Source organism: Isoptericola sp. 178 (assembly GCF_030586525.1).
GTDB lineage: Bacteria > Actinomycetota > Actinomycetes > Actinomycetales > Cellulomonadaceae > Isoptericola > Isoptericola sediminis.
This window is the reverse complement of sequence record NZ_JAUQYN010000001.1, coordinates 70,652-95,945: the sequence shown is the minus strand read 5'-3', so window position 1 is coordinate 95,945 and position 25,294 is coordinate 70,652. Positions and strand designations below refer to the sequence as shown.

The window sequence follows — 25,294 nt, the reverse complement described above, 5'->3', positions numbered from 1 at the left end:
CCATGTCACCCACCGGTCAGCTCAAGCTCATCGACCGCGTCACCGCGATCAACTGGAACCGTCTGCAGGACGAGAAGGACCTCGAGGTCTGGGACCGCCTGGTCGGCAACTTCTGGCTGCCGGAGAAGGTGCCGGTGTCCAACGACATCCAGTCGTGGCACACCCTGTCCGAGGCCGAGAAGCTCATGACGACCCGGGTGTTCACCGGGCTGACGCTGCTCGACACCATCCAGGGCACCGTCGGTGCGGTCTCGCTCATCCCGGACGCGCTGACGCCGCACGAGGAGGCGGTGTACACCAACATCGCGTTCATGGAGTCGGTGCACGCCAAGAGCTACTCGTCGATCTTCTCCACGCTGATCTCCACCAAGGAGATCGACGACGCGTTCGCCTGGTCCGAGCAGAACCCGCACCTGCAGCGCAAGGCCGAGATCGTCCTGGAGTACTACCGGGGCGACGACCCGCTCAAGCGCAAGGTCGCCTCGACGATGCTCGAGTCGTTCCTGTTCTACTCCGGCTTCTACGCCCCGATGTACTGGTCGAGCCGGGCCAAGCTGACGAACACGGCCGACCTCATCCGCCTCATCATCCGCGACGAGGCCGTGCACGGGTACTACATCGGCTACAAGTTCCAGAAGGGGCTGGCGAAGCTCTCGCCGGCCGAGCAGGACGAGATGAAGGCCTACACCTTCGACCTGCTCTTCGAGCTGTACGAGAACGAGGTCGCGTACACCGAGTCGCTCTACGGGGAGCTGGGGCTGACCGAGGACGTCAAGAAGTTCCTGCGGTACAACGCCAACAAGGCGCTGATGAACCTCGGCTACGAGGGGCTCTTCCCGAAGGACGAGACCGACGTCAACCCGGCGATCCTCGCGGCGCTGAGCCCGAACGCGGACGAGAACCACGACTTCTTCTCGGGTTCCGGCTCGTCGTACGTGATCGGCAAGGCGGTCGAGACCACCGACGACGACTGGGACTTCTGACCCGCTCCGAGGTGCTCGTGACGAGGGCCCGGCGACGGCATCGGCCGTCGCCGGGCCCTCGCGCGTCCGGGGTGCCCCGCCGGTGACCCCTCCGGTGTCAGGCGTGCCCCCGGTCGTCCGCGCCGGCCACCGGAGGTTCGGCCGACCAGGGGAACGTGATCCAGCGGTCGGTCTCGCGCCAGGTGTACTCCGGCCGGTACACCGACCGCGGCTTCGTGTAGAGCACGGCAGCACGCGCCTCGGCGCCCTTCTCCCGGACCAGACGCATCACGAGGTCCAGCGTCCGGCCGGAGTCCGCGACGTCGTCCACGACGAGCACCCGCGAACCCGGCAGCTCCGCGGTGTCCATGAGCGGCGGCAGGACGCGTGGGTCGTCGAGGGTCCGCCCGACGTCGGTGTAGAACTCGACGTTCATCGTCCCGACGCCCTTCGTCCCGAGGGCGTAGGCCACGGCTCCGCCGGGGATCAACCCACCGCGGGCGATCGCGACGACGACCTCGGGACGGAAACCGCTCGCCACCACCTGCTCGGCGAGCCGGCGCACCCCGTCGCCGAAGTCGGACCAGGTCAGCACCTCGCGGTCGGTGGTGTCCATGGCTCCGACACTACGACGACGGCGGGCCACCCGTGCAGGTGGCCCGCCGTCGCGGGGGTCAGGTCCGGTGCGGAGCCCGCATCACTCCACGTCGAGGATGTCGACGACGAAGACCAGGTCCTCGCCCGCCAGCGGGTTGCCCTCGACGGCCTCGGCGCCGTAGGCCTGGTCGGCCGGGATGACGAGGAGCACCTGGCTGCCGACGGTCTGGCCGGAGATGCCGTCCGTCCAGCCCGGGATCACCTGCTGCAGCGAGAACGCCGAGGGCTCGCCCCGCTCCCAGGACGAGTCGAAGACCTCGCCGTCCAGGGTCCAGCCGGTGTAGTGCGCGGTCACGGTCTGCTCGGGCGAGACCTCCTCGCCGTCCCCGCGGATGAGGGTCTGGGCGACGAGCTCGTCCGGGGCCTCGTAGCCGTCCGGGATCTCGACGGACGGGGCGCCGTCCTCGCCCAGCGTGACGGTGGGCAGACCCTCCTCGGGCTCGACGGCCTCTCCCTCGGCGCGCTCCGGGATCTCGTAGGCGTCGACGACCTCGATGAGGTTCACCGCGGTCGTCGGCTCGCCCTGCTGGTCGGCGATCGGGTTCGCCAGCAGGAAGCGGGTGCCGACCGACTGGCCCTCGAGCGGCGAGATGAGCAGGTCGGACTGCTCGCCGAGGACGATGCTCTGCGGGGAGTCGACCTCCCAGGTCGAGTTCATCTTCTGGCCCGTGGCGTCGTAGGTCACGTAGTGGATGGTGAGCTTCATGCCCTCGCTGATCTCGGTCCCGTCACCCTCGTCCACCACGCGGTGCGTCGGGACGGAGACCTCGATGTCGTCGAAGGAGAGCTCCGGTTCGGAGCCCGGCTCGCCCGTGACCTCGATCGACTCGACGGCGGCGATGTCCTCCTCGGTCGGCTCGGCCTGCGCGGTGGAGTCGGCGGAGGCCGACGAGGGTGCCGACGGCTCCGTGCTGTCGGGGGCGTCGGCGTCGTCGCTGCAGCCACCCAGCACGAGGGCGGCGGCGAGCGCGACGCCGAGGGCTGCGGGGGTACGGAGCTTCACGAGTAGTCCTTCGGTCGCGGGGTGGTTCGTCCGGTCGACGGACCCCGAACACTCTAACGGCCCGGCCCGGCCGGTGGTTCCTCCCCCCGCACGCCACAATGGGGACATGCCGTCACGTCGACCCTCCCGCAAGCGTCCCTGGGGTGCCGAGCACCAGCCCCTCGACATGGACCGAGCGCTCGGCGGCATCCGGCACGAGAGCGCCGACGACGGCGAGTGGACGGTACGGCGGGTGACGGGCGGCGACAAGGCCTACACGTGTCCCGCCTGCCGCCAGACCATCCCGCCCGGGACGCCCCACGTGGTCGCGTGGCAGCGTGACGCGTGGGGTGGTGAGGCGGCCGGCCTCGAGGACCGCCGGCACTGGCACGCGTCCTGCTGGCAGCGGCGCCGACGTCTGCTCTGACGTCGCAGGACGCGCGCGTCCGGCGGGCAGGAGATCGGGCGCGAACTAGGCTGGTCAGTGATGAACGAGGACACCGCCACCGGCCACCAGATCCGCTCGATGACCGTCCTGCCCGCCCGTCGGGAGGACGTCGACCTGCACACCGCGGACGGGCTGACGCTCGTCGGTGAGCTCGCCCAGCCGCAGGGCCGCGACCCGGTGGCGACGCTGCTGACCTTCCACCCGCTGCCCACCCACGGCGGATACATGGACTCCCACGTGTACCGCAAGGCCGCGTGGCGCCTGCCCGAGCTGGCCGACCTCGCGGTGCTCCGGTTCAACACCCGGGGCACCTCGTCGCCGCGGGGTACGTCCGAGGGCGCCTTCGACGGCGGCGACGCCGAGCGGTACGACGTGGCGGCGGCCCTCGAGCTCGCCGAGTTCCGCGAGCTGCCCCGCCCCTGGCTGGTCGGCTGGAGCTTCGGGACCGAGCTCGTCCTGCGGCACGGGGCCGACCCGAGCATCGAGGGGGCCGTCCTGCTCTCGCCCCCGCTGCACCGCGCCACGGACGAGGACCTGGACCGCTGGGCCGAGTTCGGCAAGCCGCTCGTCGTGCTGGTGCCCGAGCACGACGACTACCTGCAGCCCGCCGAGGCGCGCGAGCGTTTCGCCCGGGTGCCGCAGGCCGAGGTGATCGGCGTCGACGGCGCCAAGCACCTGTGGGTGGGCGAGCCCGCCGTCCGCCGGGTGCTCGACGAGATCGTCCAGCACGTGCTGCCCGGGCACGCGCCGCTGCCGACCCACTACGACGGAGAGGTCGAGCACGCCTCGGACCTCCGCAACGCTCCGACGAGAGGATGACGACCATGACGCCCTCGACCCTGGCGACGCACGTCCTGCACGACGGGGCGGGCGTCCCGCTGGTACTCCTCCACGGCTTCCCCCTGGACCACCGGATGTGGAACCCGGTCGTCGCGGAGCTGCCGCCCGGCCTGCGGGTGGTCGCCGTGGACCTTCCCGGCTTCGGCCACAGCGACCTGGGTCAGCTCCCGCCCACGCTCGAGGCGGCCGCGGACGCCGTGCACGCGGCGCTGCGCGCGGCGGGGGAGGGCAACGGCGCCGTGGTCGGCATGTCGATGGGCGGCTACGTCGCCCTCGCGCTCGCCGAGCGCCACCCGGAGATCGTCCAGGGGCTCGGGCTGGTGGACACCAAGTCCACGGCCGACACCGACGAGGCGCGGGCCGGACGGCTGGCCGCCGCGCGGACGGTGGCCGACTCCCAGACGCTGGACGCGGTCATGGGGATGCCGGACAAGCTGCTCGGGCCGACCAGCCAGATGGAGCGGCGCAGCCTCTACCCGACGGTCTACGACTGGATCCGCTCCCAGTCCCCGTCCGCGGTCGCGTGGGCGCAGCGGGCGATGGCGGCCCGGCCGGACCGGACGGACGTGCTGCACCGGTTCCCCGGTCCCGTCGCCGTCGTCGTCGGTGCCGAGGACTCGATCACGCCGATCGACGAGGCCAAGCACATGGTGGACGCGGCGTCGGACGCGACGCTGCACGTGGTGGCGAACGCCGCGCACCTGAGCACGATCGAGGAGCCCGCCGCCGTGGCGCGCGCTCTCGCCGCGCTGCAGGAGCGGGTCGTCGCCCAGCTCTGAGCCGCCCCGGAGACACCGAGGGGCCGTCGCCACGGCGACGGCCCCTCGACGGTCCGGTCAGTTCCGGGACGGCGCGGAGCTCTCGGCGGCGGGGGAGTCGCCGGGCGCGGGAGCCGACGATGCGCTGCCCGGGTCGGCCGACTGCGTGGACGCGAAGCGGGCGCGCTGGGCCGGGGTCAGGTCCCGGGAGTAGCTGTCCTCCTCGGCCGGCTCCTCGTCCTCCTCGGCCTCCACGACAGGGGCTGCGGGCTCCTCCGCCGCGGGCTCCGCGGGGGACTCCGCGGAGGAGGCGGCAGGAGACACGACGGGCTCCTCGACGGGCTCCTCGACGGGCTCGTCGGCCGGTGCCTCGGCGGCGACCTCCCGGGCCTTCTCCGTGCCGAGCAGGCCCCGCAGCTCCTCGAGGTAGGAGTTGATCGAGTCGTGGCGGCGGGTGAGGTCCTCGAGCTGGCGCTCGGCGGCGGTCCGGTTCTGGTCGGCCTCCGCCTGGGCGTCGGACATCGTCTGCTCGGCGAAGGTCCGCGCCTCGGACACGATCGAGTCGGCCGTCCGGCGGGCGTCCGCCACCAGCTCCTTGACGTAGGCGTCCGACTCGGACCGGACCTTGTCGGCCTGCTGCAGGGCCGCGGCCACCCGCTTCTCCGCCTCCGCCGCGTGCTCCTCCGCCTCGCGCACGATGCGCTCGATCTCGGTGCGTGCGGCGTCGTGCCGCTGCGCCGCCTCGGTCTCGACGCGCTCGCGGGTCTGCGCGGCCTGCAGCTCGGCGTCGGCGAGCGTCGTCCGCGCCTGCTCGCGCAGGTCCTCGAGCTCGGAGGTGACGGAGTTGGCGGACTCGGCCGCCTGGTGCTTGGCCTCGGCCACGATGCGGGCGGCCTCGTTGCGGGTGCGTTCCATGAGGTCGTTGGCCTCGCGCTCGGCCTCCTCGCGCAGGGCGGCCGACTCGGCGGCGGCGGAGGCCCGGAGCTGAGCGATCTCCCGGTCCGCCTGCACGCGCGCCTCGGTGACCTCCCGCTCCGCCGTCGTGCGCAGCGTGCCGATCTCGTGCTCGAGGCCGGCGCGGCGCTCGTTCTCCTCGGTGGTCAGGCTGCTGGTGATCAGCGCGGCCTCGCGTTCGGCCGACCCGACGAGCTCCTCCGCGCGACGCTGGGCCCCCTGCAGCGCGCCCTCGGCCTCCGCGGCCGTCGTCGAGCGGATCTCCTCGGCCTCGCGGCGCGCGCTGGACAGCAGCTCGGAGGCCTCGGACTCCGCCCGCTGGCGCACCTGGCCCGCGGCGAGCTTCGCGCGGGCCATGATGTCGGAGGCCTGCTGGTTCGCCTGCGTCAGCACCTCGGCCGCCTGCTCGTCCGCCGAGCGGAGCAGCCGTTCGGCACGGGCGCCGAGGCCCGCGTACGACGGTTTGTCGCTCTCGCGGAGCTGCCGGTGGGCGTCGGCCAGCTCGGAGGACAGCTGCATCGCCCGCGAGTCGGTGGCCTCGACGTTGCGGCGTGCCTCCTCCAGGGCCTGCTCGAGACGGGAGATCTGGCTCTCCACGGCCGCGCGGTCGTATCCACGCATGGTGATCGGGAAGAGCGTGCGCTCGTCGGACACGGGAGGACCTCCGGACGTCGTGGGTGCCCCGGCACCGCTGAGAGTAGGGGAAGGCACCGATCAGAATAGTGGCCCGGGAGGCCCACCGACACCCGTGGGCGGGTGAGGTACGGCGCTGGGACGTGCCGCCCCGGCACCTGCGCGGCCCCGTCCGGGTGTTGTCGGTGGTCGAGGCGTGGGAGGGTCGAGGATGCTGGTACCGGACTCGTGAAGGGTTCGTGAACCGATGCGGCCGAACGCCACCCGGCGTCCGGCCGCTGCTCGCGCGTCCTTATCCTGAGGTGTCCACGTCGAAAGGGAAGCTCGGTGCTGCAACGCATTCTGGGTGTCGTCCTGGTCCTTGCCGGACTGGGAGCCATCGCGTTCGGGGTCGCGACCGCGACCGTCCTGCGCGAGTCCGACTCCGTCGTCGCCACGGCTCGACCCGCCGGTGACGGCACGCTCGTCGTCACCGACCCGGGTGTGCTCGGGTTGGTCGACTCCGAGGTCACCGTCACGGCCTCCGTGCCCGAGGGGCAGGAGGTCGCCGTGGTGGTGGGCCGCGAGGTCGACGTCGCGGGGTGGCTCGGTGAGGACGCGTACACCCGGGTCACCGGGCTGAGCGACTGGGAGACCCTCTCCACCGAGCAGGTCGCCGGTGCCGCGGACGAGGAGGCCGAGTCCTCGGAGGACGGCGAGGAGGGTGCGGAGGCCGAACCGCCGCCGAACCCCGCAGGTTCCGACATGTGGGACACCGAGCTCGTCGACGCCGAGCAGGTGAGCCTGCGCTGGACCGACCGTCCGGGCCGCTGGGTCCTGCTTGCCGCGGCGACCGGTGCCGCCCCCGCCGAGGAGTCCGAGGGTGAGGACGCCGAGGCGGCGGAAGCCGACGAGGCGGCTCCGGCCGAGGCACCGACGCTCGAGCTGACCTGGGACCGCGACGTCTCGACACCGCTGCTGTGGCCCGCCGTCGGTGTCGGTGGTGTGCTCCTGATCATCGGCCTGGTGCTGCTGGCCATGTCGCGGCGCACGACCCGGAGCCGCAAGCGCCGCACCGCCGGCGCGGCGTCGACCACGGTCTCCTCGAGCGGCACGACGTCCCCCGGGACCGGCACGCCGTCCGGCACCTCCCCGTCCGGCGCCTCCCCGTTCGGGCCGGCCGTCGGCGCGGGCGCGGGCGCGGCGACGGCCCGCTCCGGCGGGACCTGGCCCGGCGCGGCGGCCGCGTCACCGAACGCCCCGCACGACGACGGCACGACCGCGGCCGCGGAGGACGCGCCGACGCAGGGCACCGACCCGCGGGACGCGGCCGGCGGCACCGACCAGGTGCCGGTCGCCGGGCGCTTCCGGCGCCGCACGCGCCTGCGTCGCGACGCCGACCCGGCCGACGCCCGGGACGCCCCCGTCCCGGCACCGGAGCCGTCCGCCGGCGGCGCGCCGGTGCCCGCTCCCGCGCCGGCGCTTCCCACCGCTCCCGCGTCGTCGGCGGACACCGCCGGGTCGGACGACACGGCCGCGCGGCCGCTCACGCGACGTGAGCTGCGCCGTCGCGAGGAGGAGCGCAAGGCCGCCGAGCAGTCCGGCATGGGCGGCATGGGCCGCGCCCTGCGCGCCCTGACGGGCCAGACCCCCGTGGTGCCGCGCCCCGGAGGAACCTCCTCGCCGTCGGCCGCGGACCCCGGCGCCGCGCAGTCCGCCGCGGACCGCAGGGCCTCCGCCTGGCGGGAGACCTGGGGTTTCGGCGGGACGACCGCCGCCGGCACGCCGACGAGCGACGACGACACGAGTGACGAGGACAAGCGATGAAGGACTCCACCCGCCGGCCGGGGCGCCGGCGCGCGACCGTCGCCGGTGTGGCGACCACCGTCGTCCTGCTGGCCGGATGCGCCGAGGAGCTGCCGACCCCGGAGCCGGACGAGCCCGTCGCCGGACCGGCGCTGACCGCGGCGCAGCAGACCCGCGTGGTCGAGGAGGTCGCCGGGTCGCTGACGAAGGCCAGCGAGAACGAGAAGCCCGACCAGCTGCGCCCCCGCGTGGAGGGCCCGGCGCTGGAGGTGCGCCGCACCCAGATCGAGGTCGCGAAGAAGAGCGGTGACGACTCGCTCGTCACGAGGATCCCGACCGAGCTCGAGGCGATGATCCTGCCCACGACCGAGTCGTGGCCCCGGGTGAGCTTCACCATCACGCAGCCGACCGAGAACCTCGAGGTGCCGCGCCTGGTCGCCTACCAGCAGGACTCGGCCCGCGACAACTACAAGCTGTGGTCGTGGGTGCAGCTCATCCCCGGCACGACGCTGCCGAACTTCGCCGACCCCGAGGCGATCGGCTCCGACGCCGTGGCGGCGGACGACGACTCGCTGCGGGCCACCCCGCGACAGGCGCTCTCGCAGTACGCGGACCTCGTGGCCAAGGGGCCGGACGACTCCGAGCACGCCGGCGCGTTCGAGCTGCCGGGCGAGAGCACGGACCTCGTCAAGCGGGTCCAGAAGGACGCCAGCAGCGTGCGCGGTGCGGACGCCTTCAAGGAGGCGGACGGCGAGTACAAGATCGCGTTCGCCTCCCGGGACGACCAGGTCGTCGCGGTGCGCACGTCCGACGGCGGTGCGGTGGTCATGGGTGCGCTCGACGGCAACATCCGGGTCACGGTCGAGGAGGACGGCGAGATCGGTCCGCTGACGCCCTCCCAGAAGACGCTGATGGGCGACGCCGACAACACCGACCAGCTCTACGTGGAGTACACCGACCAGGTCGCCCTCTACGTGCCGCCGGCCGGGTCCGAGGAGCCGATCCGCCCGCTGGGGTACTCGCACGTGTCCACGGCTGCCGCCAACGACATCCCGGGCGAACGCAACACCGACCGGAAGAAGGACGACGGCTGAGACGTCGGCGCAGACTTCGTAGGATGTGCCCATGAGCACTCCCACGCCCGAGCCGAGCTTCAGCCCGCGCGGCGCCGTCGACCTGTCGGCCCTCAACCGGCCCCAGTCCCCGCCTCCGGGGGAGCCGGGAGGCGCCCCGACGGCCGGCGGGTACGTCGTCGACGTGACGGACGCGAACTTCCAGCAGGTCGTGCAGGACTCGACGACGTACCCGGTCGTGATCCTGCTGTGGATGCCCACGGACCAGGCCAACGCGGACCTCGGCGCCACCTTGGGCCGGCTCGCCGACGAGTACGCCGGCCGGTTCCTGCTGGGTCGCGTCGACGCCAACGCGTACCCGCAGATCGCCTCGGCGTTCCAGCCGCAGGGCGTTCCCACCGTCGTCGCCGTGCTGCAGGGTCAGCCGCTCCCGCTGTTCGCGGGGACGGCCTCGGAGGAGCAGATCCGCGGCGTGCTGGACCAGGTCCTGGCGGCCGCCGAGCAGAACGGCGTGACGGGCCGGGTTCCCGCCCCGGGCGGGGCCGAGGAGTCCGACGAGCCGGCCGAGGAGCCGGAGGAGCCGTTGCCCCCGCTGCACCAGGAGGCGTACGACGCCATCGAGCGTGACGACCTCGAGGCGGCGGAGACCGCCTACTCCCGCGCGATCACGCAGGACCCCACCGACGCCCAGGCCGTGGCCGGCCTGGCCCAGGTGCGTCTGATGCAGCGCACCCGCGGTGCCGACCTGCAGCAGGTGCGCACCGCGGCGGCGGACGCCCCGGCGGACGTCGAGGCCCAGCTGGCCGTGGCCGACATGGACATGCTCGGCGGCAAGGTGGACGACGCGTTCGACCGCCTCCTGCAGCTCATGCCGACGGCCGACGCCGAGGGCAAGGAGAAGCTGCGGGCGCGGCTCGTCGACCTGTTCGAGGTCGTGGGCACGTCCGACTCCCGCGTGGTCAAGGCCCGCAAGAAGATGATGATGTACCTGTACTGACGCCCGCCGTGGTCAGCGGGGCGTGAGCACCAGGGCGCCGAGCGGGGGGACCCGCACCGTCGCCGAGTGCTCGCGCCCCTGCCACGGGACGTCCTCGGCCACGACGTCACCCTCGTTGACGACGCCGGAACCGCCGTAGCGGGGAGCGTCGGTGTTGAGGGCCTCGGACCAGGCACCACCGTGGGGGAGCCCCAGCCGGTAGTCCTCGTGCGGCACGCCCGCGAAGTTGACCACCACGACCACCGGCGAGCCGTCCGCCGCACGGCGGACGTAGGCGACCAGGTTGCGGGCGGCGTCCCCGCCCTCGATCCACTCGAACCCGGAACCGTCGAAGTCACGTTCCCACAGGGCCGGCGTCGCCCGGTACAGCCCGTTGAGGTCGCGGACGAGGTGCTGCACGCCCGCGTTGCCGGCGTCCTCCAGGCTCCACCAGTCCAGACCGGCTCCCTCGCTCCACTCGGCCTCCTGGGCGAACTCGCAGCCCATGAAGAGCAGCTGCTTGCCCGGGTGGGTCCACTGGTAGGCGAGGAACGAGCGCACGCCGGCCAGCTGCTGCCACCGGTCGCCGGGCATCTTGCGCAGCAGCGAGCCCTTGCCGTGCACGACCTCGTCGTGGCTGATCGGCAGGACGTACTGCTCCGAGAACGCGTAGACCAGCGAGAAGGTCAGCTCGCCGTGGTGGTGGCTGCGGTACATCGGGTCCTTGGAGACGTACTGCAGGGTGTCGTTCATCCAGCCCATGTTCCACTTCAGGCCGAACCCGAGGCCGCCCGCGTCCGTCGGTCGGGTGACCCCCGGGAAGGCGGTGGACTCCTCGGCGATCATCAGCACGCCGGGGGAGCGCCGGTAGGCCGTGGCGTTGGCCTCCTGCAGGAAGCTGATGGCCTCGAGGTTCTCCCGTCCGCCGTGGACGTTGGGGGTCCACTCGCCCTCGTTGCGGGAGTAGTCGAGGTAGAGCATCGACGCGACGGCGTCGACGCGCAGGCCGTCGGCGTGAAACTCCTCGAACCAGTAGGTGGCGTTCGCGACGAGGAAGTTGCGCACCTCCCGGCGGCCGAAGTCGAACACGTAGGTGCCCCAGTCCGGCTGCTCGCCGCGGCGGGGGTCGGCGTGCTCGTACAGCGGGGTGCCGTCGAACCGCGCCAGGGCGAACTCGTCCCGGGGGAAGTGGGCGGGCACCCAGTCGAGGATGACGCCCACGCCGGCCTGGTGCAGCCGGTCGACCAGATACCGGAAGTCGTCGGGGCTGCCGAACCGGGACGTCGGTGCGTAGTAGCTGGTGACCTGGTAGCCCCACGACCCGCCGAAGGGGTGCTCGGCGACCGGCATCAGCTCCACGTGCGTGAACCCCTGCTCGACGACGTAGTCGGTGAGCTGCTCGGCCAGCTCGCGGTACCCCAGGCCGGGACGCCAGGAGCCGAGATGGACCTCGTAGACGCTGATCGGTCCGCCGTGCTGGTCCCGGGACGCACGCTGCTCCATCCAGGCGTCGTCCTGCCAGGTGTGGTCGCTGTGCACGACGACCGAGGCGGTGGCGGGCGGCACCTCGGTGCCCTTGGCCAGCGGGTCGGCCTTGGCCCGCCAGATCCCGTCCGGGCCGCAGATCTCGTACTTGTACCGCGTCCCCGGCCCGACGTCGGGCACGAAGATCTCCCACACGCCGCTGGAGCCGAGGGAGCGCATCGGGTGGATGCCCGTCCAGCGGTTGTGGTCCCCGACGAGGCGGACACCCCGGGCGTTCGGCGCCCACACGGCGAAGGACGTCCCGACGACGTCACCGCGCGCGCTCGGGTAGACGTGACGGTTCGCCCCGAGGACCTTCCACAGCTCCTCGTGCCGGCCCTCGCCGACGAGGTGCAGGTCGACCTCGCCGAGGGAGGGCAGGAACCGGTACGGGTCGTCGGCCGTGTGCACGTCGTCGGCGTAGCGGGTGCGCACCCGGTAGTCGGGGGCGTGCCGGGTCCCGTCGTCGTCGGTCGGTGCCGGCACCACGGCGCTCCACACGCCGCCCGCCTCGTGCGTCGCCGGGTGCTCCTCCTCCCCGTCGGGGCCCACCGTGAGCACCACGACCTCGTCGGCGAGGGGTCGCAGCACGCGCACGACGGCGGCGGGGGCACCGCCCGCCTCGGCGGGCAGCAGATGCGCGCCCAGCACGGAGTGCGGGTCGTGGGTCGTGCCGCGCGCGACGGCGGTGAGGAGTTCCGGGTCGACAGCTGCTGGCACGGGCGTCATGTCGTCCACCTTTCCACGTCCTTCTCCGGGCCGCGTCCGCAACACGCACGCGTCACCGGCGGTCAGTCCCGCAGCAGCCGGTCGACGGCGCCGAGGGGGATGGGCAGCCACGTCGGGCGGTGGTGCGACTCGTACACCACCTCGTACAGGGCCTTGTCGAGCACCAGGGCGTCGAGCACGACCGCCGCGGTGTCCTCGTCCATGCCCGCGTGGTCCACCACGGTCTTGCGGTAGCCGGCCAGGAAGGCGTCCGCCGCCTCGGCCTGCCAGCTCGCGGGTTCGGGGGCCTCGCCCACCGCGGCGGCGTAGTCGAAGGAGCGCAGCATCCCCGCCACGTCGCGCAGCGGCAGGTCGGGCGCCGTGCGCTCGTCGACCGAGCGCTGGGGCTCGCCCTCGAAGTCGAGCACCTTCCAGCCCTCGCTGAACAGGGTCTGGCCGAGGTGCAGGTCACCGTGGATCCGCTGGGTCGTCACGGGTTCCGGCAGAGCGGCGAGCCGACGCTCGAGATCGTCCAGCAGACCCGTCACCTCGGCCGCCCGCGGCGCGAGCACCTCGGCCTCGGCGACGGCGCGGTCCGCGCGGCGGCGCAGCCCGGCCACGAACCGTGCGGCGTCCAGCGGCGGCCCGGTCGGCAGCAGCGTCGCCATGCGCTGGTGCAGCTCCGCCACCAGCCGGCCCAGCGCGTCGGCCTGCTCGACGAACGGCTCACCGCGGCTGGCGACGTCGCACGCCATCTCGAAACCGTCCTCGGCGTGGGGCACCAGCTCGGACAGGATCGCCAGGTGCACGGCGCCGTCGTCGGTGTCGATCTCGAGGGCGCCGAGGAACCGCGGCACGCCCTCCCAGCCGTCGGCCGTCAGGGCCTGGGGGACGACGACGTCCGGGTGCGGGCCGTCGGCGATGGTGCGCAGGATCTTCAGCATCCCGCCGGCGCCCGAGGGCGACGGCACGCCGGGCAGGATCACCGAGGTGTTCGACTGCTCGCCGGCCAGCACCCGGCCGCGCTCGGTGAGGGTGGTGGGGTCGCCCGCCACGCCCATCGCGCGCAGCAGCGCGACCCAGCACGCCGGGTTCGCCCCGCCGTCGTGCACCGCCACCTCGCCCGTGGCGGTCTCCACGGTCCCGATGTGGCCGAGACTGACGTCCTCCGGGTCGCTGAGCACGAGCGGGACCTGCGCCACGACCTCCCCGCCGGGCAGCTCCGGGCCGCGGAGCCGCGTGAGCAGCAGCACGACGTCGCCGTGCGCACCCTCCGGGGGTGCGAGGTCGACCTCCTCCTGGTCGAACGTCACCGCCAACCAGGGCTCGGCCTGGACCGACGCCCCGCCGGGGAACCAGCGTTGCGTCGGGAGCCAGGCCGCGAGCAGGTCGCCGACGCTCGGGTCGGGTGCTGCGTGCTGGACGGAGACGTCGATCATCTGGTCTACCCCTCGTCGTCGTGCTGGTCCGGTGGTGTGGCGATGAGCCAGTAGAAGTCGCGCGAGCCCCAGGAGAGCCGCACCGTGCCGTCGTCCGACACCTCGGGGAAGCGTCCGCCGCCGAACAGGTCGGTCAGCGACCAGCCCTCCATCCCCGGCAGTGAGATCGTGGCCGAGCGGGCGGTCGTGGACAGGTTGGCCGCCACGACGAGCTGTTCGTCGTCGGAGCGGACGAAGGCGAGGATCGCCTCGTCGTCGACCTCGCAGGCGGTGAACGTCCCCGTGCCGAAGGTGGGGTGCAGGCGGCGCACGCCGAGCATGCCGTGCACCCAGTGCAGCAACGACGTGGGCTGGTGCAGCTGGGCCTCGACGTTGATGTGGTGGTAGTGGTTCACGAGCGACTGGTTCAGCGGCAGGTACAGCTTGCCGGGGTCGGCCGTCGAGAAGCCGGCGTTGCGGTCCGGCGTCCACTGCATGGGGGTGCGCACGGCGTCACGGTCCGGCAGCCAGATGTTGTCGCCCATGCCGATCTCGTCGCCGTAGTACAGGCACGGGCTGCCCGGCAGCGACAGCAGCAGGGCGTGCGCGAGCTCGATCTCCTTGCGGGAGTTGTCCAGCAGCGTCGCGAGCCGACGGCGGATCCCCACGTTGGCGCGCATGCGCGGGTCCTGGGCGTACCACCCGTACATCGCGGCGCGCTCCTCGGTGGAGACCATCTCCAGGGTGAGCTCGTCGTGGTTGCGCAGGAACGTGCTCCACTGCCCCCCGACGGCCGGGATCTCCGGGGTGTCGGCCAGGATGTCGAGCAGCTGGGTGGCCCGCTGGTCGCGCAGCGCGTAGAAGATGCGCGGCATCACCGGGAAGTGGAAGCACATGTGGCACTCGGGGTCCTCGCTCGTCCCGAAGTAGTCCACGACGTCCTGCGGCCACTGGTTCGCCTCGGCCAGCATGATGCGCCCGGGGAACTCCTCGTCGATCATCCGGCGCACCTGCTGCAGGAACTCGTGCGTGCGCGGCAGGTTCTCGCAGTTGGTGCCCTCCTCCTCGTACAGGTAGGGCACGGCGTCGAGCCGGAAGCCGTCGACCCCCGAGCGCAGCCAGAACCGGACGACGTCGAACATCGCCTCGGCGACCTTCGGGTTCTCGTAGTTGAGGTCCGGCTGGTGGCTGAAGAACCGGTGCCAGAAGTACTGCCGGCGTACCGGGTCGAACGTCCAGTTCGACGTCTCGGTGTCGACGAAGATGATCCGGGCGTCCTCGTACGCGGTGTCGTCGTCCGACCACACGTAGAAGTCGCCGTACGGCCCCGCCGGGTCCGAGCGGGAGGACTGGAACCACGGGTGCTGGTCGCTGGTGTGGTTCATGACCAGGTCGATGATGATCCGGATGCCCCGGGCGTGGGCCGCCTCGATGAGCCGGCTGAAGTCCTGCAGCGTGCCGTACTGCGGGGCGATCGCGGTGAAGTCCGCGACGTCGTAGCCGCCGTCCCGCTGGGGCGAGGGGTAGAACGGCGGCAGCCACAGGCAGTCGACGCCCAGCCACTGCAGGTAGTCGAGCCGGTCCATCACGCCGCGCAGGTCACCGGAGCCGGCGCCCTCGGAGTCGGTGAAGCTACGGACCATCACCTCGTAGAAGACCGCCTTGCGGTACCACTCCGGGTCCTCGGTGAGGCCGGGCTTCGGCAGCGGCGGCGGCTCGGGCTGGCGGCGCGGCGGGAGCGCCTGGACGGGGATCTGCCGGGTGATGGGGCGAGGGACGTCCACGCCGCCGGTGCTCGTCGAGGAGCTCATGCCGGCACCACCTTCAGCACGTGACCGACCTGGACCTGGGGATCGAGACGGACGTACGGATGCGCGCCCCAGGGATAGCTCGTCTCGGACAGCTCGTCGTGGGCCGTGAAGAACGGCTGGTCCTCCACGTCGTCGGGCTTGCGGAGACCGAGGGCCTCGAGGTCGAGCAGCACGGTCGACTCCTGGGTGTGGTGGGGGTCGAGGTTGACCACCATCAGGACGATGTCGTCCTGGGTGGCTCCGGGCCGGCCGGCGGCCGGCAGGTGTTCGGCGCGCACGCGCCGGGAGTAGGCGATCACCTGGTCGTTCGTGGTCGGGTGGATCGTGACGTTGCGGAGCTGCTGCAGCGCGGGGTGGTCGCGACGGATCTCGTTGAGCCGCCGCAGCAGGGTGGCGATGCCGATGTCGTCGCCCTGCGACCAGTCCCGGGGCCGGTACTCGTACTTCTCGTTGTCGATCTGCTCCTCGACCCCCGGGCGGGGCACGTTCTCCACCAGCTCGTAGCCGGAGTAGATGCCCCAGGTCGGGCTGCCCGTCGCGGCGAGCAGCGCGCGGACGGCGAACCCGGCGACCCCGCCGTGCTGCAGGTACGGCGGCAGGATGTCGTGCGTCGTGGGCCAGAACGCCGGGCGCATCACGGCGCCCTGCTCACCGGCGACCTCGGCGAGGTACTCGGTGACCTCCTCGCCCGTGTTCCGCCAGGTGAAGTACGTGTACGACTGGTGGAAGCCGATCCGGCCCAGGGTCTGCATCATCGCGGGCTTGGTGAACGCCTCCGACAGGAAGATCACGTCCGGGTCGGTCGCCCGGACCTCCGCCAGCAGCCACTCCCAGAAGTCCAGCGGCTTGGTGTGCGGGTTGTCCACCCGGAACAGCGTCACCCCGCGGTCGATCCACAGTCGCACGATGCGCAGGACCTCGTGGGACAGGCCCGTCGGGTCGTTGTCGAAGTTCAGCGGGTAGATGTCCTGGTACTTCTTCGGCGGGTTCTCCGCGTAGGCGATGGAGCCGTCCGCCCGGACGGTGAACCACTCGGGGTGCTCGGTGACCCAGGGGTGGTCCGGCGAGCACTGCAGCGCCAGGTCGAGAGCGACCTCCAGGCCGTTGCCGCGCGCCGCGTCGACGAACGCCTTGAAGTCCTGCTCGTCGCCGAGGTCCGGGTGGATGGCGTCGTGGCCGCCGTCGGGGGAGCCGATGGCGTACGGGCTGCCGGGGTCGCCGGCCTCGGCCTCGAGGGTGTTGTTGCGGCCCTTGCGGAACGTCGTGCCGATCGGGTGGATCGGCGTGAGGTACACGACGTCGAACCCCATGTCCGCGATGGCCGGCAGGCGTCGGGCCGCGGTGCCGAACGTGCCTGACCGCCAGGTGCCGTCATGGGACCGGGTGGCACCCTCCGAGCGGGGGAAGATCTCGTACCAGGCGCCGGTCTGCGCCAGGCGGCGGTCCACCCGCAGGGGGTAGGTGGCGCTGGGCGTCACCAGCTTCCGCAGCGGGATCCGGCGCAGCGCGTCGCGGACCGCGTGGGTGGTCGCCATCGCCAGCCGTGCCTCGGCCGGCCGTGCGGTGTTCGCCAGCTCGCGGGCCGCCCGCTCGAGGAGCTCCGCCTCCTCGGGGGTCCGCCGGCGCTGCAGGCGTGGGGTGATGATCTGCTCGAACAGCAGGGCGCCCTCGGTGAGCATGAGCTCGACGTCCTGGCCGGCGTGGATCTTGATGGTCGCGTCGTGCGCCCAGGTGGCGTACGGGTCGGACCAGGCCTCGACGCGGAAGGACCAGTCCCCGGTGGCGTCGGGCTGCAGGAACCCTTGGAACCGGTCCAGACCGGGGGCGATGTCCTCCATCGGTGCCCAGGAGTGCAGCCGTCGGTCCGGCGTGAACAGCACGGCCGTGGCGTTGACGGCGTCGTGGCCCTCGCGGAACACGGTGGCCTCGACCGGGACGACCTCACCGGGCGTCGCCTTGGCGGGCCAGCGCCCACCCTCGACGACGGGGGAGACCTCGAGCACGGGGATGCGACCGATGGGCTGGGGCGGGGCGGGCTTCGGCGACGTCACGCCCCCCACGCTAGCCAGGCACGCAAGGGAGTGCGCGCCAACATGCCCGGACCCCGGTCAGTCGGCCCTCCCGAGGACCACCAGGCAGCTCGACGGCCGCCGCTCGCCAGGGATCGGGCACGAGGGGCGGAGTGACGGGCATGCCCACCCGCCCCCGACCGTTCTGCACCGCGACCTCGCACGCGTCCTAGTCCGTCGCCACCTCGCCGCACGGCACCGTGCCGGCTGACCCCCAGCACACTGCGTCGCCGAGCAGGTACCCGCCCTCTTCGCGCGTCAAGGGAAAGTACACGGTGGTGGTCGAACCCTCGGCGGGGACCGTTCCGCGGACATAGAGGTCGGTCTCGTCCATGAGCAGCGAGACCCGTCCCGATGGCCTCGGTGAGGGGGCGTTCCGGATCGGGTACCAGGCGCTGGAGCGTCCGCCCGGTGTCGAACTCGATGACTTCTGCCCATCCCGGACCGTCGGAGGCAGGGCGACATCCGCCGGTGACGATTCCGATCGCCGTGTCTCCGTCCCAACCCACGCGGTGTTGTTCCCGGAGCTCGGGCGGTCTGGTGGGGTCCGGGCACTCGTCCCGCTCGCTGCTCGCCACCGGGAACGCGGTCGATGTCTTCGAGGCATCAGCATCCGCCATGCCGGCCTGCGAACGGGCCCGGTATCGTTCGAGGAGCTCCGCGAAGTCCTCGGCGACCGAGTTCTCCGCCAGCGACTCGGGCCAGCCTGCATCGGCGACACTCGCCGCGTGGGTCGCCGCCGCGCGCTCCAGCACGTCGACATGCTGCTGCAGCGTCGAGGTGCAGTCGACGTCGTCGATCTCGGACGGTCCGTCCAGCGTCCAGAACGGACGCGCAGAGCTCGACCAGAACGGCATGCCTCGGTAGTCGCCCAGCAGCGACAGCGGCGAGACGAGTGCGACAGTGCCGAGGTCGACCTCCGTCTCCTCGTCGCCTGCGATGGTCGCCCGCAGCTCGACCACGGAGACGTACGGCACGGTCTTGGTGCCGTTGCCCAGCGTCAGGCCCATCGCCTCGATCTGCCCGGCCGGGATCTCGAAGTCTCGCGGCTGGCGTGCGACGCCGATCACCCGCCCCTCGTCGTCGGGCGGTTCCTTCAACGTGCCGGGGTCCAGCGGGAGGTCCGGGAACTCGGATGCGAAGACGCGTCCTCCCTGGCCCAGGCACACGTAGAGCGCCTCGCTGTACAGGACGTCCCCGGAGACGCTCGTGACGAGAGCGGACCGGTCGCCGAGATTCTCGAAGGTCACCGTGACCTCGACGCCTTCGTCCGTCCACTCGTCCGCGCCCAGGCTGCTGTCGACCGTGCCGATCCCGACCGACAGATTTCGGACCACGACGTCGGCCCCGGTGCGGCTGACCGTCGGTGCCGAAGACGCCGACGGCTCGGACTGCGAACGGGAGGTCCACCAGTCCAGCGACAGGCCCAGCGCCGCGATGAGAACGCTCAGGGCCGGGACGACGACGGCTGCTACCTTTGCGGCCCGAGACCAGGCGTCGTGATCACTTCCACGGTCGTGGGTATCGGCGCGCTCGTCGCCCATGAGACTGCACCTCCCGCCGCCTCGTCAATCGTCCGGCAGGCCTCCGACGCCCGCAACGCCCGGCAGTGCTCGACGCGTGCGCGGGCGGGAACCGGCGAGAGCCCGAGGCGGCGCGGTGACCGCGGCCGGTGGAGGTGGGGGTCAGGGAGTCTCAGCCGTCGGCGGCCAGCGCCCGGCCGGTGACGCGGCCGGTGTGCAGGCACCCGCCCAGGAACGTCCCCTCCAGCGCCCGGTGCCCGTGGACGCCGCCGCCGCCGAAGCCCGCGGCCTCGCCGACGGCCCACAACCCGTCGACGACGGAGCCGTCGTCGCGCAGGACCCGGCCCGACGGGTCGCACCAGAGCCCGCCGAGGGTCTTGCGGGTCAGCACCGACAGCCGCACCGCGAGCAGCGGGCCGTCCTTCGGCGTGGTCAGGGGCCGCGGCGGCGAGACGCGGATCATCCGGTCCACCCGGAAGTCGCGGGCGGCCCGCGTGGCCACGACCTGGGGGTCCTTGCCGAGCCCGGAGGCGACCTGGGCGTCGCGGGCACGGACGACGGCGGCCAACGCTGCCGGGTCGACGTGCCCGCGCGACCCGGGAGTCGCCGCGGTCAGCGCGTTCATCCGCCCGGCGAGCTCCTCGGGGGTGTCGGCCCAGAGGAACTCCGGCGACTCGGCGGCGAACCGCGCGACCGGCCCGACGGCGCCGGGCAGCACCCGCTGGGCGAGCAGCCGCAGGTCCTTGCCGGTGAGGTCGGGGTTCTGCTCGGACCCGGACAGGGCGAACTCGGACTCCATGATCGCCTTGTTGAGCACGAACCACGAGTGGTCGTCCCCGCGGGCGGTCACGTGCTGCAGCGCGCCGAGCGCGTCGAACCCGGGGAACAGGGGCGCCGGGAGCCGTCCGCCGTCGGCGTCCAGCCAGAGCGAGGACGGTCCCGGCAGGATGCGGATGCCGTGGTTCGTCCAGACGGGGGAGTGGTTGGCGATGCCCTCGGGGTAGTGCCACATGCGGTCCTCGTGCACGAGGGCAGCCCCGGCGTCGGCGGCGTGACCGAGCATGAGCCCGTCGGTGGAGTCGGGGACGCCGGACAGCATCCGGGCGGGCAGCTCGCCGTGCCGCGGGTTCCAGCGGGCCCTCGCCAGGTCGTGGTTCGCACCGATGCCGCCGGAGGCGACGACGACGGCGGCGGCGGAGAGCTCCTCGGTGCCCACCACCTCGCGCGACGACGGCGCCCCACGGACCGCCTCGTCGTCGGCCAGGATCTCCGCACGCACCCCGGTGACCCGGCCGTCGGTGACGACCAGCTCCGTGACCCGACGGCGGAGGCGCAGGTCCAGCAGCCCGGCGGAGCGGGCCTCGCGGGCGGCGGCGACGAACGGTTCGACGATCGCCGGCCCGGTGCCCCAGGTGACGTGGAACCGCGGCACCGTGTTGCCGTGCCCGCCGGCGGGATACCCGCCGCGCTCGGCCCACTGCACCAGCGGGAACCAGCGCACCCCCTTGGCGTGCAGCCAGGAGCGCAGGTCCCCCGAGGCGGCCTCGACGAAGTGCTTGGCCCAGGCGTACCCGTGCCGGTCGGGCCCCTCGCCGTCCTCGGCGCCCGGGGCGAAGCGGGCCGAACCCAGCCAGTCCGCCCAGGCGAGCTCGGCCGAGTCGCGGACCCCGAGCCGCCGCTGCTCGGGGGAGTCCACGAGGAACAGCCCCCCGAAGGACCACCAGGCCTGCCCGCCCAGGGAGGCCTCCGGCTCCTGGTCGAGCAGCACCACGCGCCGCCCGGCGGCGGTGAGCTCGGTGGCGGTGACCAGGCCGGACAGCCCGGCCCCGATGACGATCACCTCGGCGTCTGTCATGCGCGCAGTCTGGCAGAGCCGGGACGGCTCGCCCAGGGTCGTGCCGTCAGCGGCGCGCCACGAACACCTCCACGCTCAGCGACTCCACCAGCGCCGTGCCCGGGGTCTCCTCCTCGTCGGCCTGCTCCGGTCCGTCGGGGGTGTCCCAGGTCGAGCTCCAGACGCGCTGCCACGGTCCGGCGCCCTCGAGCGGCTCCGGGAGCGTCAGCACGACGTCCTCCAGCCCGCCGTGCAGGACGCACAGCACGTCGGCCTCGTCGTCGCCGGGGCCGGGACGCAGCATCTGGATGAGGCGCCGCCCGTCCACCGCCCAGGCCTCGGCGTCCATCAGAATGCCGTCGGTGCCGAACCACAACAGGTCCGGGTGGTCCTCGCCCGGCCGCGGGGTGCCGAGGAAGAACGACTCCGCGCGCAGCGCCGCGTGCTCGCTGCGCAGGCCGACCAGGTAGCGGGCCGTGGCCAGCAGCTCCCGGTCGGCGGCGTTTAGGTCCCAGTCCACCCAGGAGATCGCGGTGTCCTGGGCGTAGGCGTTGTTGTTCCCGCCCTGCGAGCGACCCATCTCGTCACCGGCGGTGATCATCGGGGTACCGGCGGCGAGCAGGAGGGTGGCCAGCAGGTTGCGCTGCGAGCGCCGGCGCAGCGGGACGACCGCGGACCACGGCTCGGTCGTGGCGTCGTCGCCCTCGGGCGTGTGCCCCTCGACACCGTGGTTCCAGGACCGGTTGTCGTCGGTGCCGTCGCGGTTGTCCTCGCCGTTGGCCTCGTTGTGCTTGTGGTCGAACGCCACGAGGTCGGCGAGGGTGAAGCCGTCGTGCGCCGTGACGTAGTTGACCGACGCCACGGGCCCCCGCATCAGCGGCGGGTCGGAGTGCCCGAACAGGTCGGCGGAACCCGCCAGGCGCGTGGTGAGCTCGCGCAGCCCGTGCATGGGGGCGCCGTGCGACCCGGCCCGGGCGGCCTCCAGCCAGAACGACCGGGCGGCGTTGCGGAACCGGTCGTTCCACTCCGCCATCGGGGCGGGGAACCGGCCGGTCCGCCAGCCGCCCGGTCCGACGTCCCAGGGCTCGGCGACCAGCTTGAGCCCCGACAGCACCGGGTCGGTGCGCAGCGCGGACAGGAACGGGTGGTCCGGGTTGTAGCCGTCGTGGTCGCGCCCGAGGGTGACGGCGAGGTCGAACCGGTAGCCGTCCACCCCGACGACCTCCGCCCAGTACCGCAGGGAGTCCAGGGCCATCTGCACCACCCGGGTGCGCCGGAAGTCCAGGGTGTTGCCCGTGCCGGTGACGTCGGCGAGCCGGGCCGGCGTGCCGCCGTCGTGCAGGTAGTAGAGCGTGTTGTCCAGGCCGCGCCAGGACAGGTGCAGGGCGTCGTCGCCGCCCTCGCAGGTGTGGTTGTAGACGACGTCGAGGATCACCTCGATCCCGGCCTCGTGCAGCAGGTGCACCATGCCCCGGACCTCGTCCAGGACGGCGGCGGGACCCGCCTCGCGGGCCGCCGCCGTGGCGTAGGCGGGGTGCGGGGCGAAGAACCCCATCGTGGAGTAGCCCCAGTAGTTCGTCAGCCCGCGGCCGGCGAGCCAGGGCTCGGCGGTCGAGGCGTGGATGGGCAGCAGCTCCAACGTCGTCACGCCCAGCGAGGTCAGGTGCTCGATCACGGCCGGGTGCGCCAGCCCCGCGTAGGTGCCGCGCAGCTCCTCGGGGACCTCCGGGTGCAGCAGCGTCAGGCCCCGTACGTGCGCCTCGTACACGACGGTGTCCGCCCACGGCACACGGGGACGCTGCGAGGACCGGGGTCCCTGCTCGGCGGGCATGACCACCGCGTGCGGCACGTACGGCAGGGAGTCCTGCTCGTCCGGGCCGCCGTCGTCGCCCGCGCCGCCGCCCAGCGTCGCCGGGACGTAGGCGACCTCGCCCTCGATGCCCCGCGCGTACGGGTCCAGCAGCAGCTTGGCGGGGTTGTGCCGCATCCCGGCGCCCGGGTCCCAGGGACCGTGCACGCGGAACCCGTACCGCTGGCCGGGTGAGACGTTCGCCACATGGCCGTGCCAGACGCCGTACGTCGGCCCGTCGAGGGTGATGCGACGTTCGGTGTACCGCTCGGGGTCGTGCTGGTCCTTGTCCGGGTCGACGACGTCGACCAGGCACAGCTCGACGCCGTGGGCGTGCGAGGCGAGCACGGCGACGTCGATGCCGCCGTCGGGTGTGGGACGGACCCCGAGCGGGGGGACGTGGCTCCGGGTCCGGGTGGGACGGGTGAGGGGTGTGACCTTCGGTCTGGCGGCCTCCATGGACCCATGGTGGACCGTGGGAGGCCGATGGTCACGTCGACGTCGCCCGACGTGGACTCGTGTCGGAGGGTCGCGCGGCGACGAGTAGGCTCGGGCCGAGGGTGGTGTCCGCCACCCCGACCCTGATCCTCGAGACCGTCGGAAGGGTTCCTCGTGCGCATCGCCGTTCCCGTGAAGTACGTGCCGGACATCAACGCCGAGCGGAAGTTCGTGGACTGTCGGGTCGATCGTGACCCGGGCGTGGGGACGCTCAACGAGCTCGACGAGAACGCGCTCGAGGCGGCGCTGCGCCTCGTCGAGTCCCTGGACGAGGCCGAGCAGGCGTCCAGCGAGATCGTGGCCGTGACCGTGGCCCCGCCCGAGGGTGACATGGCGCTGCGCAAGGCCTTCCAGATGGGTGTCGACCGCGGCGTGCGGGTCTCCGACGACGCGCTCGCCGGGTCGGACTACTTCGGCACCGCCACGGCGCTCTCCGCCGCGGTCCGCCGCCTGGAGACCGAGGGACCGGTGGACCTGGTCATCACCGGCATGGCCGCCCTGGACGGCCTGGGTTCCGTGGTCCCGGCACTGCTGGCCGCCGAGCTGGACCGCCCGGCGGTCACCTTCGCCAAGCAGATCGCCCTGCTCGACGGGTCCGTGGAGGTCACCCGCGAGACCGACGAGGCCGCCGAGTCGCTGCTGGCCCCGCTGCCGGCCGTGCTGTCGGTCGCGGACACCGCGAACCGGCCGCGCTTCCCCAACTTCAAGCTCATCATGGCCGCCCGCTCCAAGGAGATCGAGGCGTGGACCGCGGCCGACCTGGGCCTGGACCCCGGCCAGGTGGGCACGGCCGGTGCCCGCACCGAGACGACGCACGCCGCGCCCCGCCCGGAGAAGCCCGCCGTCGAGCTCGTCCAGGACAAGGGCGAGGGCGGCAAGGCCCTGGCCGAGTACCTCATCCGCCACGAGCTGGTCTGAACGGAGTCGACGACATGGCTGAACCCACCCACAACCGCACCGTTCTGGTCCTGCTCGACCCGGCCGGCGAGGTCCGCTCGAGCGTCCTGGAGCTGCTCACCATCGGCCGCACCCTGGGCCGCGTCGAGGCCGTGACCCTGGAGGCGCCGAGCGTCGAGGCGCTCGCCCAGCTCGGGGCGTACGGGGTCGAGACCGTCCACCAGGCCGAGCTGCCCGCCGACCTGCGGGGCGACTCCCGTCACCTGTCCGCCGTCGTCGCCGCCGTGCTGGCGGCCGCCGTGCGTCTGACCGACGCCGACGTCGTGCTCGCGCCGGCGACGTTCGGCGCGAAGGAGGCGGTGGCCCTGGCCGGGCGCGAGCTCGGGGCCGGCGTCATCATCGACGCCGCGGGTGTCTCCGAGGACGACCAGGGGCACATCGTCGGCACCAAGCGGGTCTTCGCCGGGTCCTGGGACACGGCGAGCCGCGTCACGACCGACGTCGCCGCGCTGACCGTCCGGGCCAACGCCGTCGTCCCGCAGCCGGCGGAGACCGCCGTGGCCACCGAGGTCGAGGGGTTCGTCGTCAACGTCGCCGGAAACCTGCCGACGGTCACCTCCCGCACCGAGACCGTGCGGGACACGGACCGTCCCACGCTCGAGGAGGCGGCGATCGTCGTCGCCGGCGGGCGGGGCACCGACGGCGACTTCGGGCCCGTGCACGAGTTCGCCGACGCCGTCGGCGCGGCCGTGGGCGCGACCCGCGACGCCGTGTTCGAGGGCTGGTACGACCGGTACATCGGCCAGACGGGCGTCACCGTCGCCCCGCGCCTCTACGTCGGTGCGGGGATCTCCGGTGCGCCGCACCACCGCGGCGGCATGCAGGCCTCGCAGGTCATCGTCGCGGTGAACAACGACCCCGAGGCGCCGATCTTCGAGATCTGCGACTTCGCCGTCGTCGGGGAGCTGTCCGACGTGCTGACCCAGGCCGCCGAGGTCATCCGGGAGCACAAGGCCGCCCGGTAGCCCCGTCTCTCCCGCTGTGGGCATGAATTCTGCGGCCGCGGAGCGATCCGCGACCGCAGAATTCATGCCC

General features: G+C 72.9%; 19 protein-coding genes. 9 read left to right on the top strand and 10 right to left on the bottom strand.

All coding sequences use genetic code 11. The features are described 5' to 3' along the window. The first annotated feature begins 2 nt into the window (after positions 1-2). Entirely contained in the window at positions 3-983 is a 981-nt protein-coding gene (gene nrdF, locus Q6349_RS00355; RefSeq protein WP_304602411.1) for a class 1b ribonucleoside-diphosphate reductase subunit beta, read from the top strand. 97 nt (positions 984-1,080) lie between these two features. Here nrdF and Q6349_RS00350 read toward each other — a convergent pair whose 3' ends face one another. Continuing rightward, positions 1,081-1,578, bottom strand: a complete 498-nt coding sequence (locus tag Q6349_RS00350; RefSeq protein WP_304602410.1) for a phosphoribosyltransferase — start codon at positions 1,576-1,578, stop codon at positions 1,081-1,083. A gap of 81 nt (positions 1,579-1,659) precedes the next feature. Beyond that, on the bottom strand, positions 1,660-2,622 hold the full coding sequence (locus Q6349_RS00345) for an FKBP-type peptidyl-prolyl cis-trans isomerase (protein ID WP_304602409.1): 963 nt from the start codon (positions 2,620-2,622) through the stop codon (positions 1,660-1,662). A gap of 106 nt (positions 2,623-2,728) precedes the next feature. Between Q6349_RS00345 and Q6349_RS00340 the strand changes: the two genes are divergently transcribed. Genes Q6349_RS00340 through Q6349_RS00330 form a run of 3 tightly spaced genes read left to right on the top strand, consistent with a single transcriptional unit; the run spans position 2,729 to position 4,668 of the window. Next, positions 2,729-3,028, top strand: coding sequence for a hypothetical protein (locus tag Q6349_RS00340; RefSeq protein WP_171245510.1), 300 nt, complete (start codon positions 2,729-2,731; stop codon positions 3,026-3,028). A gap of 60 nt (positions 3,029-3,088) precedes the next feature. Further along, a complete protein-coding gene (locus Q6349_RS00335) occupies positions 3,089-3,868 on the top strand; it encodes an alpha/beta hydrolase (RefSeq protein ID WP_171245511.1) in 780 nt (259 codons plus the stop codon). 5 nt (positions 3,869-3,873) lie between these two features. Continuing rightward, a complete protein-coding gene (locus Q6349_RS00330) occupies positions 3,874-4,668 on the top strand; it encodes an alpha/beta fold hydrolase (RefSeq protein ID WP_369810807.1) in 795 nt (264 codons plus the stop codon). Between the two features lie 57 nt (positions 4,669-4,725). Here Q6349_RS00330 and Q6349_RS00325 read toward each other — a convergent pair whose 3' ends face one another. Next, complete coding sequence (locus tag Q6349_RS00325; RefSeq protein ID WP_304602407.1) at positions 4,726-6,255, bottom strand: hypothetical protein; 1,530 nt, start codon at positions 6,253-6,255, stop codon at positions 4,726-4,728. A 306-nt stretch (positions 6,256-6,561) separates the two neighbouring features. Between Q6349_RS00325 and Q6349_RS00320 the strand changes: the two genes are divergently transcribed. Genes Q6349_RS00320 through Q6349_RS00310 form a run of 3 tightly spaced genes read left to right on the top strand, consistent with a single transcriptional unit; the run spans position 6,562 to position 10,089 of the window. After that, entirely contained in the window at positions 6,562-8,040 is a 1,479-nt protein-coding gene (locus Q6349_RS00320; protein ID WP_304602406.1) for a hypothetical protein, read from the top strand. After that, complete coding sequence (locus tag Q6349_RS00315; RefSeq protein ID WP_304602405.1) at positions 8,037-9,113, top strand: hypothetical protein; 1,077 nt, start codon at positions 8,037-8,039, stop codon at positions 9,111-9,113. Before Q6349_RS00320 ends, Q6349_RS00315 begins: the two co-directional genes overlap by 4 nt. A 31-nt stretch (positions 9,114-9,144) precedes the next feature. Then, positions 9,145-10,089 carry a tetratricopeptide repeat protein gene (locus Q6349_RS00310; protein ID WP_304602404.1) on the top strand — a complete coding sequence of 315 codons (945 nt, stop codon included), beginning with the start codon at positions 9,145-9,147 and terminating at the stop codon, positions 10,087-10,089. 12 nt (positions 10,090-10,101) lie between these two features. Here the strand turns inward: Q6349_RS00310 and glgB are convergent, their stop codons facing one another. From glgB to glgX, 7 genes are all read right to left on the bottom strand, one after another. Further along, the gene (gene glgB, locus Q6349_RS00305; RefSeq protein ID WP_304602403.1) at positions 10,102-12,321 is read right to left on the bottom strand and encodes a 1,4-alpha-glucan branching protein GlgB; all 2,220 of its coding nucleotides are present in this window, start codon (positions 12,319-12,321) and stop codon (positions 10,102-10,104) included. Between the two features lie 62 nt (positions 12,322-12,383). Continuing rightward, entirely contained in the window at positions 12,384-13,739 is a 1,356-nt protein-coding gene (locus Q6349_RS00300; protein WP_304602402.1) for a phosphotransferase, read from the bottom strand. Between the two features lie 5 nt (positions 13,740-13,744). Further along, a complete protein-coding gene (treS, locus tag Q6349_RS00295; protein WP_304602401.1) occupies positions 13,745-15,529 on the bottom strand; it encodes a maltose alpha-D-glucosyltransferase in 1,785 nt (594 codons plus the stop codon). After that, complete coding sequence (locus tag Q6349_RS00290) at positions 15,526-17,589, bottom strand: alpha-1,4-glucan--maltose-1-phosphate maltosyltransferase (protein WP_304602400.1); 2,064 nt, start codon at positions 17,587-17,589, stop codon at positions 15,526-15,528. Before Q6349_RS00290 ends, treS begins: the two co-directional genes overlap by 4 nt. After that, positions 17,577-19,142 (bottom strand): hypothetical protein, encoded by a 1,566-nt coding sequence (locus Q6349_RS00285; protein WP_304602399.1) that lies wholly within the window; start codon positions 19,140-19,142, stop codon positions 17,577-17,579. The genes Q6349_RS00290 and Q6349_RS00285 overlap by 13 nt, the downstream gene beginning before the upstream one ends. A gap of 151 nt (positions 19,143-19,293) precedes the next feature. Continuing rightward, positions 19,294-20,976: an FAD-binding dehydrogenase gene (locus Q6349_RS00280; RefSeq protein ID WP_304602398.1), complete on the bottom strand. Its 1,683-nt coding sequence runs from the start codon at positions 20,974-20,976 to the stop codon at positions 19,294-19,296. 46 nt (positions 20,977-21,022) lie between these two features. Beyond that, positions 21,023-23,263: a glycogen debranching protein GlgX gene (gene glgX / locus Q6349_RS00275; RefSeq protein ID WP_304602397.1), complete on the bottom strand. Its 2,241-nt coding sequence runs from the start codon at positions 23,261-23,263 to the stop codon at positions 21,023-21,025. Positions 23,264-23,416: 153 nt separating this feature from the next. Here glgX and Q6349_RS00270 point away from each other — a divergent pair, with 153 nt between their 5' ends. Both Q6349_RS00270 and Q6349_RS00265 read left to right on the top strand, forming a co-directional pair. Further along, a complete protein-coding gene (locus tag Q6349_RS00270) occupies positions 23,417-24,220 on the top strand; it encodes an electron transfer flavoprotein subunit beta/FixA family protein (RefSeq protein ID WP_304602396.1) in 804 nt (267 codons plus the stop codon). Positions 24,221-24,234: 14 nt separating this feature from the next. Continuing rightward, a complete protein-coding gene (locus Q6349_RS00265; protein WP_304602395.1) occupies positions 24,235-25,224 on the top strand; it encodes an electron transfer flavoprotein subunit alpha/FixB family protein in 990 nt (329 codons plus the stop codon). Positions 25,225-25,294: the final 70 nt, after the last annotated feature.

What these genes read in the sequence shown, in the direction of transcription:
- Q6349_RS00265 (WP_304602395.1), top strand. Translation starts at nt 24,235, where the DNA reads ATGGCTGAACCCACCCACAACCGCACCGTTCTGGTCCTGCTCGACCCG.
- treS (WP_304602401.1), bottom strand. Translation starts at nt 15,529, where the DNA reads ATGAGCTCCTCGACGAGCACCGGCGGCGTGGACGTCCCTCGCCCCATC.
- Q6349_RS00330 (WP_369810807.1), top strand. Translation starts at nt 3,874, where the DNA reads ATGACGCCCTCGACCCTGGCGACGCACGTCCTGCACGACGGGGCGGGC.
- Q6349_RS00340 (WP_171245510.1), top strand. Translation starts at nt 2,729, where the DNA reads ATGCCGTCACGTCGACCCTCCCGCAAGCGTCCCTGGGGTGCCGAGCAC.
- nrdF (WP_304602411.1), top strand. Translation starts at nt 3, where the DNA reads ATGTCACCCACCGGTCAGCTCAAGCTCATCGACCGCGTCACCGCGATC.
- Q6349_RS00310 (WP_304602404.1), top strand. Translation starts at nt 9,145, where the DNA reads ATGAGCACTCCCACGCCCGAGCCGAGCTTCAGCCCGCGCGGCGCCGTC.
- Q6349_RS00285 (WP_304602399.1), bottom strand. Translation starts at nt 19,142, where the DNA reads ATGGGCGACGAGCGCGCCGATACCCACGACCGTGGAAGTGATCACGAC.
- Q6349_RS00300 (WP_304602402.1), bottom strand. Translation starts at nt 13,739, where the DNA reads ATGATCGACGTCTCCGTCCAGCACGCAGCACCCGACCCGAGCGTCGGC.
- Q6349_RS00350 (WP_304602410.1), bottom strand. Translation starts at nt 1,578, where the DNA reads ATGGACACCACCGACCGCGAGGTGCTGACCTGGTCCGACTTCGGCGAC.
- Q6349_RS00280 (WP_304602398.1), bottom strand. Translation starts at nt 20,976, where the DNA reads ATGACAGACGCCGAGGTGATCGTCATCGGGGCCGGGCTGTCCGGCCTG.
- glgB (WP_304602403.1), bottom strand. Translation starts at nt 12,321, where the DNA reads ATGACGCCCGTGCCAGCAGCTGTCGACCCGGAACTCCTCACCGCCGTC.
- glgX (WP_304602397.1), bottom strand. Translation starts at nt 23,263, where the DNA reads ATGGAGGCCGCCAGACCGAAGGTCACACCCCTCACCCGTCCCACCCGG.
- Q6349_RS00315 (WP_304602405.1), top strand. Translation starts at nt 8,037, where the DNA reads ATGAAGGACTCCACCCGCCGGCCGGGGCGCCGGCGCGCGACCGTCGCC.
- Q6349_RS00335 (WP_171245511.1), top strand. Translation starts at nt 3,089, where the DNA reads ATGAACGAGGACACCGCCACCGGCCACCAGATCCGCTCGATGACCGTC.